The 11,083-nt window shown below is 40.3% G+C and carries 10 protein-coding genes; 1 reads left to right on the top strand and 9 read right to left on the bottom strand.

What is annotated here, in order from left to right; genetic code table 11:
- Nucleotides 1-327: hypothetical protein (locus DP73_RS20835; RefSeq protein WP_131428576.1), on the bottom strand; the 327-nt coding region annotated here is incomplete at its 3' end.
- 508 nt (nucleotides 328-835) lie between these two features.
- Between DP73_RS20835 and DP73_RS20830 the strand changes: the two genes are divergently transcribed.
- A complete protein-coding gene (locus tag DP73_RS20830; protein ID WP_034602282.1) occupies nucleotides 836-1,618 on the top strand; it encodes an IclR family transcriptional regulator in 783 nt (260 codons plus the stop codon).
- Nucleotides 1,619-1,749: 131 nt separating this feature from the next.
- Here the strand turns inward: DP73_RS20830 and DP73_RS20825 are convergent, their stop codons facing one another.
- From DP73_RS20825 to DP73_RS20790, 8 genes are all read right to left on the bottom strand, one after another.
- The gene (locus DP73_RS20825) at nucleotides 1,750-2,322 is read right to left on the bottom strand and encodes a nitroreductase family protein (protein ID WP_034602281.1); all 573 of its coding nucleotides are present in this window, start codon (nucleotides 2,320-2,322) and stop codon (nucleotides 1,750-1,752) included.
- Nucleotides 2,323-2,396: 74 nt separating this feature from the next.
- Nucleotides 2,397-3,896, bottom strand: a complete 1,500-nt coding sequence (locus tag DP73_RS20820; protein ID WP_034602280.1) for an altronate dehydratase family protein — start codon at nucleotides 3,894-3,896, stop codon at nucleotides 2,397-2,399.
- Between the two features lie 52 nt (nucleotides 3,897-3,948).
- Complete coding sequence (locus tag DP73_RS20815; RefSeq protein ID WP_034602278.1) at nucleotides 3,949-5,184, bottom strand: (Fe-S)-binding protein; 1,236 nt, start codon at nucleotides 5,182-5,184, stop codon at nucleotides 3,949-3,951.
- Between the two features lie 4 nt (nucleotides 5,185-5,188).
- A complete protein-coding gene (locus DP73_RS20810) occupies nucleotides 5,189-6,574 on the bottom strand; it encodes an FAD-linked oxidase C-terminal domain-containing protein (protein ID WP_034602276.1) in 1,386 nt (461 codons plus the stop codon).
- A gap of 54 nt (nucleotides 6,575-6,628) precedes the next feature.
- A complete protein-coding gene (locus DP73_RS20805; RefSeq protein ID WP_034602275.1) occupies nucleotides 6,629-7,897 on the bottom strand; it encodes a TRAP transporter large permease in 1,269 nt (422 codons plus the stop codon).
- Entirely contained in the window at nucleotides 7,897-8,418 is a 522-nt protein-coding gene (locus DP73_RS20800; protein WP_052090943.1) for a TRAP transporter small permease, read from the bottom strand. Before DP73_RS20800 ends, DP73_RS20805 begins: the two co-directional genes overlap by 1 nt.
- Nucleotides 8,419-8,532: 114 nt before the next feature.
- Nucleotides 8,533-9,594, bottom strand: coding sequence for a DctP family TRAP transporter solute-binding subunit (locus DP73_RS20795; protein ID WP_034602274.1), 1,062 nt, complete (start codon nucleotides 9,592-9,594; stop codon nucleotides 8,533-8,535).
- Nucleotides 9,595-9,701: 107 nt separating this feature from the next.
- The gene (locus DP73_RS20790) at nucleotides 9,702-10,976 is read right to left on the bottom strand and encodes a lactate racemase domain-containing protein (RefSeq protein WP_034602273.1); all 1,275 of its coding nucleotides are present in this window, start codon (nucleotides 10,974-10,976) and stop codon (nucleotides 9,702-9,704) included.
- Nucleotides 10,977-11,083 lie beyond the last annotated feature (107 nt).

The following is an 11,083-nucleotide window of genomic DNA, read 5'->3' as shown; positions in this document are numbered from 1 at the left end:
CGCACTTACGTGAAATACAGCAGGTAATAACTCCCCAGCGATTTTATACATATTGGGAATCATGAGAAGCAGCCCCTGAGATGCTGTATAGGTGGTCGTTAAAGCTCCCCCTTGCAAGGAACCGTGAACGGCTCCGGCTGCACCCCCCTCCGATTGCATTTCAGTAACCCGGACAGGCTGACCAAAAATATTTTTCTTTCCTAACGCGGACCATTCGTCAACCATCTCTGCCATGTTCGACGACGGGGTAATCGGGTAAATTGCCGCTACCTCGGTAAAAGCGTATGAAATGTATGCGGCAGCAGTATTTCCATCCATTGTTTTCATCCTACGTTTTGACACCAATAACTCTCCTATCTTATTAAATTCTAATTGACCAGGGATTTATATCCCTGCAAAGGAATCTTACCTTTCACTATCCCAATTTCCTTTCTCATTTGAAATATTTTTCTATTGTCATGATGAATATTTCGGTTTTCACGATTCCTTTTATATATGTATTAATTCTATAATTTCGGGTAAAATCCTTCTTTACTTTTTTAAAAAATAAATAAATTTTGGAATTATTAATGTGTTTTATTGATGTTTTAGGTGTTTATCCGTTTTAGGATACCTAAATCCCAAAAAATACAATTCAAATATAACTCTATAATTGGAATTGTATATTTCCTTTCCGTCAATTATAGGAATCATCACCTATCAAAATACAACATATTTAAACCATTGTTAGAACCGTAATAATATTTTTTGAATAAAAAACTTGGAATCCAATTGCATCTTGAACATATTTATTATAAAATGGAATATATAATTCCAATATAAGGCGGGGACAGAAATGAAAAAACATGAGGAAAAATTTTATATTCAAGCTTTATACAAAGGACTTAACGTTCTTGAATGTTTTAGAGATAGCGATGAATATGGGGTAACCGAAATCGGTGAACTTATTGATTTACCCGACAGTACCGTTCAGAGAATCGTAAATACTTTAGAGATGAAAGGTTATCTATACCAAAATACGAATAACAAAAAATATCGTTTAACACCAAGATGCTTGTTGAATAATACCAACAACGCAAACTATCTTAAATGGAAAGATCATGCAAGAAAACATATGGAGATACTAAACGATTTCTGTGATGAAAATGTGAACTTAGCTGTTCGACATGATAATTTGTGTAGCTATATTGATCTAGTAGAATCAAAGCAACTCCTTCGCCCCAATTTTACACTCGGTGATTCTTATCCAATTTATTGCACAGCATTGGGAAGGAGCCTTTTATCAGATCTAACCGATGCTGAAATCGATTTAACAATTCCAGAAAAACTAGAAGGGCGTACACCATTTACACTTACGGATAGGAAAGAAGTAATAAAACGGATTAAGGAAATTCAGAAAAGCCGATATACTACGGAGGTAGAAGAGTTTTATCTAGGCTTATCCTGTATCAGCAGCCCTATATTTGGTTTAGGGAATAAAGTAATTGCTGCAATTAGTGTCACCGCTCCAAAGGTTAGGATGGATGAACAAACCGAAACGAAACTAATTCCAATGATCATAAATACTGCAGAAAAGATTTCAGAAGAGTATAAGAAATTATTCACTTTTGAGCAGTAATCCAATTCTCAAGACCCCCACTTCTATAAGTGGGGGTTCTTCTTCGTGAACTTCAGGTGGGGAAGACATCCTAAGGGCGACAGCGTTCTTTTGGCTAAGATGTCCAACAGAAAAAACGACTCAATAGAGTCTTATAGATCCAAGATTAGATCTTCAATTTTCCTTTTTGGGACATGGAGGATCCCCTGTTCATCTCGCCAGTACCGAATATTCCCTGGATCATCCACTTCTTCAAGAACAACTACTTCTTTGGGCTTACCTATAGCCAGGACTGTAACTATTTCATAGAATTCCGGCAAATTAAGTTCTTGAGCTAAAACTACACGGTTAATACTGTTGAATTGGCACGCACCCAATCCTTTTTCAGTTAATCCGAGGAGTATACTCTGAATGGACAGACCATGATCCCAGAGATAATTTGTTCTAAGCCGTTTATCGTTAAGCATTACAATATAGGCACTTGGCTTTTCCCCTTCTTCAGGTCCGTCCCAATCGGCTAAATAACCAGCCCACTTTATGGTTTTGAAGATCTGCTCATTTTTCACCTTATCAACGGATAGGACGTAGCGGAGAGATTGCATATTCGCAGCAGAAGAGGTCAACCGAGCGAGGTCAATCACTTCATTCAAGGTATTCATAGAAACGCATTCTTCTTGATAAAACCTTCGATATGTACGATTTTTAAGAATTAGGTCTTTAAGCATTACCTTTTCCCCCTCTTAATAATAAGAAGTAATTGCCACGAAACAATTAAGACTCAATTGTGCAACTTTTAGGTTTAATGTATAGCTCCATCTCTTAGAAATCCTAGTTGATAATATCCATTTTTTTCATTACAGGTTACTAATTGACCATTAACTGTATCCATAATAAGTTTATATAATTCTTGACCTAAAGATTCCAAATCCTCCCCATCGACGATTCTTCCTGCATTGAAGTCTGTCCAGTGAGGTTTCTTCTTAGCCAACTCATTATTAGTAGATAAGCGAAATAGCGGTCCGGCATATCCACCGGGTGTTCCTCGTCCCGTAGTAAAGACTGTCAATACTGCTCCAGCTGCAATCTGAGCAGTAATACTAACCAAATCACTGCCGGGCCCTGTCAGTAGTGTGAATCCAGGACGACGCAATCGTCCTGCATACGGGAGTACATCGGATACCATGCTGCGGCCGCCTTTTTGAATACACCCTAAAGACTTGTCTTCCATGGTTGTTAATCCACCTGTTTTATTCCCCTGAGTTGAATTGCCGCTTGCTTCTACTCCATAACGACTAAAATATTCTTTATAACCATTAATCATTTTCACCAAGTCACTATATACTTGTTCATCCTTTGCGCGTTGCATTAGAATATGCTCAGCCCCAAACATCTCTGGCACTTCAGACATAACAACACTACCGCCTTCTGCCACCAATCGCTCAGTCAATTTTCCGACTACAGGGTTAGCTGTAATACCCGAAAAACCGTCAGAACCACCACAATTTAGAGCTATCGCTAAATGATCCATGGTTAAGGTTTCTCTATTGTCGTTAGATACTATATTATATAACTCTTTGCAAAGCTTTAACCCTGCTTCCATTTCATCTTCCGTTTCTTGGAGAACCAGGAATCTGACTCTTTCCTCATCCATATCTCTTAGATAAGGTTTTACGATAGCTGGAGTGCAAACTTCACAACCTAAGCTTACAAACACTACACCACCCATATTAGGATTTTGGGCAATGCCAGCCATAATCTTTGCCAAGTTCTGTAAGTCTGCTCCTGACTGACTACATCCACACGAGTGCGGGAGTGCTAAGAATCCATCAAAACTATCATTTTTAGGCATTAATTCATTAGCAACACGTGCAAGTTTTTCTATAGGGCCATTTATACAATATACTAACGGTATAATTGCAATATAATTTCTAATTCCAGCATATTGACCTTTACGGCGATAACCATTGAAGGTACCGATAGGCTTTTCCGGTGGAACAACCAAATTATTATGGTTAGGTTCATAATGATATTCATACATGTCTTCTGAGCAAGTTTTTAAGTTATGACTGTGTACCCAATCTCCTTTTCTTATTAGAGCTGTAGTAATACCAATATTACACCCATATTTAATAATCTGAGAGCCCACTGCTATATCATTTATTGCTACTTTATGAGCTTGTGGTATATCTTCATTTACCGTTATAGTAACATCACCGTTAGTTATTCTTTCACCCTTTTTTACCGGTTCTAATGCTAAAATTACTGTATCATTCTGATCAATCAGTAAGCCTCTTGCCATATTTCTTCTCCCTTATGTATAATTGAGCCTAATGTATTCGTACATTGAGACTTTAGTAAGTCTCAGCTAATAGTTTAATAGGATGTATGACCGGAACAGCCATACTATGCTGAGCTAAACCATGTTCTAACTGCATTGTGCATGCAGGACATCCAGTAGCCAAAAAGTTCGGGTCTACGTTTTGTATATTCGTGATCTTCCGATCTAAAATTCGCATGGATAAGTCATAATGCATCACATTGAAAGTTCCTGCACCACCGCAACACCGATCTGCTTCTTCCATTTCTACTAGCGTTAGTCCGGGTATAGATTTAAGAATTTGTCTCGGAGAATTCTTCACTCCTTGTCCACGAGCTAAATGACAGGGGTCATGATAGGTCACAACTCCTTTAACTGGTTTTTTACCTACACGGAGGCCAGCAATCTTTACCAGAAACTCGGAAATGTCATAAACCTTATCGGAAAAGCCTTTGGCATTGGAAACCATCTCATCGTATTTTTTTAAAGTTGCACCACAGGTTGCACAGTCAGATACAATGTAATCTGCTCCGGTTTCCATGAGCAAACGAGCGTTTTTCTCAGCTATTTGATTCGCTATTTGGGTATCTCCATAAGCCAGATGCGGCGTTCCGCAACATTGAACGTCTTTTGGAATGATCACTTCACAATCATGGTATTCAAGCGTTTTGATCACAGCTTTCCCTAAGTCGGGATTAACCATATTGGTCATGCAACTTAGATAATAGGCAACTCGTATCTTGCCGCTTTTCTTTAGAGGCAAATCAGAAAGCATACTCCTGAAGGTTCTTGGCGCAAATTCAGGCATAACCCCTTCCTTCTGACTCAAGTCTTTAGAGAGAGTTTCTAACAAGCCACTCTTGCGCAAAACGCTTTGTAGCCCACTGTGTTGGTAAAAGTAAGCCATTTTTACAGCTAACGCCTGTGCCTTATTATTTGGCAAAAACCCGTGCAAGGCGCCCTTCATTATTAGTGGCAACCCCTTCTCTGAGGTTACTTTAGCTCTGGCCGCCAAGACAAGATGATTGGTTTTCACCGTAGCAGGACAATTTGCTACACAGGCCCCACAATCTAAGCACAAGTCCATAATTTCCTTGAATCGATCGGATATTTCGAGATCTCCTTTGATGATTTCTTTCACAAGTCGCACTTTGCCCCGAGCTACAAAGGGTTCTGAGCGCATTTCCGCATAGATTGGACAGACCTTCTGGCACAAGCCGCATCGTATACATTTATCTGTCTCTTCGCTAAGCTTATCAAGTAATTCCATAATTCTATTCATCCTTTAAGAAGATTTTTCCAGGATTAAGAATGTTGTTTGGATCGACAGCCTTCTTAATTGCCTTCATCATGTCTAGGCTCGCTTTGTCGAATTGCCATTTCATGTATTTTTGCTTGGACAGTCCGATTCCATGTTCTCCACTCAAGGTTCCACCCAAATCAAGCGCCGCTTTGAACATTTCATCTATGGCAGCATCTACCCTTTTCATTTCCTCTTCATCCTGTTTCATCACAAGGATATTCGGATGCATATTGCCATCACCGGTATGCCCGAGCGTAGGAACGGTCAACTGGTATTTAGCAGCTATCTGTTGGATACTCCTTACAATATCAGGAACTTTACTACGAGGTACCGTGGCATCTTCAGCTAATACCTGCCGCGCACTGCGTGCCATAGCGCCAAATGCACTCCGCCGTCCCGCCCAAAGTTGAGCTTCTTGAGTTGCATCCTGAGCTACTTTCACTTCTCGTGCACCACAGGTTTTGCACATCTGTTCGATTACCCCAATCTGTCGATCAACATCGATCGCACTACCGTCCGCTTCAATAAGAAGTGCCCCTTCAGCATCCGTGGGCAGACCTGAAGGTATGTAGCCTTCGATTAACTCCATCGTTTTCTGGTCCATGAGTTCCAAAGTGGTAGGGATAATTCGCTGTTTGATAATGCCCGATACCGTCTTGGCTGCATCATCTAGATGATCAAATATAGCTAATATTGTCCGTTTGGCTTCAGGCTTTGGAATAAGCTTTAGAGTAATCTGCGTTATGACCCCTAGAGTACCTTCAGAACCGGCGAATAGACGAATTAGATCATAGCCACTTACATTTTTAATTGTTTTCCCACCGACTTTGACCACTTCTCCAGTGGGGGTAACAGCTTCTACACCAAGAACGTAATCCTTAGTTACCCCATATTTAACGCCACGTGGGCCACCGGCATTCTCAGCTACATTTCCGCCCATAGTAGACATGAACATGCTTTGGGGATCCGGAGGGTAAAAGAGACCCTCTTTTTCCACTGTCTGGTGAAATGTCGCCGTGATTACTCCGGGTTCCACAGTAGCAGTCAAGTTATCAGTATCGATTTCGATAATCTTGTTCATCCTGTGAAGTGCCAGGACCAAACCGCCCTGGATAGGTACAGTTCCACCGGATAAATTGGTACCCCCTCCGCGAGGTACTACTGGGAAATTATGTTCATTTGCCAATTTAATGATAGCTACAATTTCTTGAGTATTTGCGGGTGCAACGACAATATCGGGCAGATGATCATGAGGTGTAGAGTCGTAGGAATAGCAAATTAGATCTTCTTTAGTAGTAAACACATTTTCCTTGCCAAGGATCTTAATTAGTTTTTTTACAATTTCTGGTTTAAGCAAGAAAATCACCCCTTATTTTACTAACCGTCCACCTAATCCCCTAATTTAGGAATATTATCTTACTAGGAAAAGTGACAATTCGGGAATGTAGGTTAATAAGACTAAATCGAAAAGTAACACCATTAGAAATGGCATAGCAGCAATGACAATCTTTTTAAACGTAACCCCTTTTTCAAGACTACCTGCAACGAATAAATTGACTCCTAGAGGTGGAGTTAGAAGGCCGATTGTCATATTGGCCACCATAATGACCCCAAAATGAATGGGGTCTATGCCCATTTTCATGATCAAAGGAAGGAATATAGGCCCTAAAATAATAATTGCTGCATTGAGCTCCATAAAACATCCTGTGATGAGCAGTACGATGTTCACTAATAGTAAGAACACGACAGGGCTTTGAGTAAGCGCCGAAATGGATGTCGCTACTTGAATCGGAATTTGTTCGGTTGTTAAGACCCAACCCATTACGGTAGCTGTCGAAATAATCAACATAACCATTGCGGAAGTTACGCCGGCTTCAGAAAAGCTAGTAATCATTTCTTTAAACGTTAACTCTTTATAAATAAATGCGCCAACCAAAAGACTGTATACACAAGCAACTGCAGCCGCTTCTGTTGGCGTGAATATCCCGCCGTAAATTCCTCCTAAGATAATCAGAGGCATCATGAGTCCCCAAATTGATTCTTTTAGTGACAAAAGAAACCCTTTTAAGGTGGGTCTAGCCGCTCCTTTATAACCCCGTTTTTTGGCGACTACATAGCATACCGCCATTAAGGAAAGACCCATCAGCATTCCCGGAATAAGCCCCGCTTTGAATAAATCCCCGATAGAGGCACTCATGGAAATTCCGTAGGTAACAAAAGGTATACTTGGAGGGATAATAACACCGATGGTCCCAGCTGCGGCCATTAAAGCAACAGCAAAATCCTTGTCATAACCTGCTTTAATCATGGCAGGCACCATAATAGCGCCGATTGCAACGACAGTAGCCGGTGCCGATCCCGAGATAGCAGCAAAGAACATACAAGATAGAACAGCTACCATGGCTAAACCACCAGTTACTGAACCGACGATATTTGTAGCCAGACTAATCAAACGTTTTGATATTCCTCCCCTTTCCATTAAACGCCCTGCAATCATGAAAAGTGGGATAGCCAAAAGCGTAAAGGAATCTAGACCTGTAAACATTCTTTGAGCCACTAAGAATAAAGGTACTTTTGCCGTAATTGCGATGGCTGCTAGAGAGGATAATCCCATACCGATAGCTAACGGCACATTAAGTACGATTAATACAGCAAACACTATCATAAGTATGTCACTCATTAGTTTACTTCACCTCCGGAAATAGATTTACTAGCATTACCTTTTAGATCTATGATCTGGTTAATAAGAAGCATGAAGTAGCGAAGGGTCATTAGGAGACACCCTACGGGTACTGCAGCATAGGCCCAAACAATCGGAATACGCATTGCCGGAGAAAGTTGCCCCGTTTTTAGTAGTTTTAATGCGTAATCATAACCTATAAAGGCAACAGCACAACAAAAAACTATACAAATAACGGTCGTCAAGATCGTGATATACTGTTGAGACTTTTTAGGAACCATCATAACGAATGCTTCGACACCAATATGAGCACCTTTTTTCACTCCTAAACTCGCGCCTAAAAATACCGCCCAAGTACTTAGATATCTTGATGCTTCATCTGCCCAGCTTAATGGATCACCCAAAACAAAACGAGCTACGACACCCCAAAATGCTATTCCCGTCATAATAATTAATAAAATTGCAATCAAATGTTCTTCGATAAAGGTCAATATATCATTTATTTTATTGACTATTCCCATCTTCCTTATCAACCTCCAATTTAGAATTGGTAAAAAAGGAGCAATTGGCTTTTTATAAAATCTTTATCTATGGATTTTAAGGAAACCAATTGCTTCTATTAATAAACCTAATCTCTACTTTTTGCTTTCAGCCTCTTCTACAGCTTTGACAACTTTATTCAATAATTCTTCGCCAACTTCTTTTTTGCCAATGGTTTCATAAACTGATTTACTCGCATCTCTAAAAGCTTTATGTTGTTCCAGTGAAAGTTCTGTGATTTCCAAGCCTTCAGCTTTCAATTTTTCCAACCCGGCATTAACCTGTTTATTGTTTTCCTCTCTCTCTACTTTCTGCCAGATAAGAGATCCTTCATCAACAATCTTCTTCAGGTCATCACTTAAGCCATTATAGAAATCATCATTAATCATTAAAATGTAAGGATTGTATACATGTCCGTCTAAAGTTAAATACTTTTGAGCTTCATAAAATCTCATAGAAACAATCAGTGATAATGGATTTTCTTGACCATCAATGGTTTTTTGCTGCAACCCTGTATAAACTTCGTTAAAAGGCATAGGGGTCGGACTTCCACCTAATGACTTAACAATTGCCATATGAGCCGGATTCTCCATCGTCCGGATTTTCAACCCTTGCATATCCGATGGCTGTTTGATAGGTCTTACACTGTTCGTAAAATGTCTAAAGCCATTTTCTCCCCACGCTAACCCTCGGACTCCTGTCTCAGCCTTCATTAAATCAAGTATTTCCTTTCCTACAGGACCATCGAGTACCTCATAAGCAGCTTTTTGGGTACTAAACAGATAAGGTAGGTCAAAGACCATGATTTTTGGGAAAACTCCTGGAAGTGGACCGGAACTCAAGGCGCCCATTTGGATTGACCCTAACTGAATACCTTCTAATTCCTCTCTTTCCGCTCCCAATTGACTATCTGGGTAGGTTGTAACTTTTAATTTCCCACTTGATTTTTCTTCAACATATTTCTTGAAAGCCTGGGCCGCGATCTCTAACCTGTCATTAACAGCAGGTGAAGCATGGGCTAATTTAATTTCAATAACCTCTTTACCGTCGCTAGAAGAGGCTTGTTTGCTACCCCCACTACTACAACCTGTTGCTAATAATCCGATACAAAGGGCAGCGGCCAATAATTTTGCGGGTTTGCGGGCAAATTTCATCATAACTTAAACTCTCTCCCTTCACTTTTAAAGACCTGATATTTGAGTTTTTATATTGTTCAAGCGAACAATATATAACGTAATTAAGATAACGTAATTAAAATGAAGTATTAAATATTAAGCAAATTCCCATACATATCAAACTGTAATTCAAAAGGCTCACTCAAGAGACTAAGATTAGGGTTATTACCCGTTTCCTGGAGCATGCTCTCGGAAATCATGATAGTTTCCAGGTTCAACGTGTTCTGAATCCTTACTATCCGGGCCGTATTCAAATCAGGAACCTCGGATGTCCGAATGGCTGCTCGTATTACGTCATAGTCAGAATTCAAGACAATGGGGGTCCTAGCCGCACTTGGCAATACCGCTGTAATACAATTTGCATACATTGCATCAAAGTCGAGCTTCTCAAAAATACGACGTGTAATATAATCTGCAGATCCCATACCCGTAGCATTACCATGGCTATTTTCAGTCAAATCAAGAACAGCTATTTGCGTGACTTTGCTGTCACCACCGACATAAGGGGAAACATACCGACCCGTAACGTTGGGATCCATTCCCTCACCGGAGATTTCCTTTCCGATCTTGTCTACAATGAGAACATCTATCGGTTTAACTAGAATTCTCGCAATGTTTTCTTTGGCTATTGGGAGCAAACGTTGATCTTCCTCGATAATTTTTTCGGCGGGAACCACCTTGATATGCATCGTTTCGTCATAGGCATTTTCCACTACCCCAACCCCAAAAAGGATTGATGCTTGTTTTAACGCCACTTCAGCAATCTCCAAAATATGTTTTGCCATGTTTCGATAACCATAAGAGTGACAAATGGATGCTCCTTTGTGTTTGCCGAGGCCAATACTAATCATTTTCGCTAAACCACTTTCAGATTTACTTCGAAATGCTGTGTGCGGTTTAACTCTAGCTATATAAACAATCCCATCGGCCTCCGCCGCATTTCTGTCAAGTAATACAGGCAATCCATTAGAAATGCTTCCAATCTCAACAACATCCATACTCGATACTATGGGACAACCCGCTGCTTCTTCGGTTACTCCTAGACTCTCAAGTATTTCAACCTGGCCCTTAGCGGTTGCCCCCCCGTGGCTCCCCATAGCCGGAATAATAAAAGGGTCAGCTCCACGTTCTTTTAGAAATTTTATAGTTTCCTGAACCAAGAGAACGATATTTGTTATCCCTCGGCTGCCAACTCCTACAGCTATTCGCTTTCCCGGACTAATCTTTTCTAGGATTTGAGGCTTGTTAAGTTCCTTTCTTAGCTCCAGTGTTACGTTATCGATTCGATCGGAACAAAACGTTTGCTTCACTTTGATCATTCGGGGGACCGAAATTCCTTCCAACATTTCTTGAACGATGCTCATCTTTTTCACTCCACACTTAAAGTAACTTACAGTCGGTATCTCTTCTAACACGCCCTTTCATAATATTGATTCTTTATCCTATAAGCATTTAATATAAAGCAAGTCGC

The sequence above is a fragment of the Desulfosporosinus sp. HMP52 genome, assembly GCF_000765145.1.
GTDB lineage: Bacteria > Bacillota > Desulfitobacteriia > Desulfitobacteriales > Desulfitobacteriaceae > Desulfosporosinus.
Note: the sequence above shows the minus strand (reverse complement) of the source record. Positions and strands in the feature narration are given on the sequence as shown.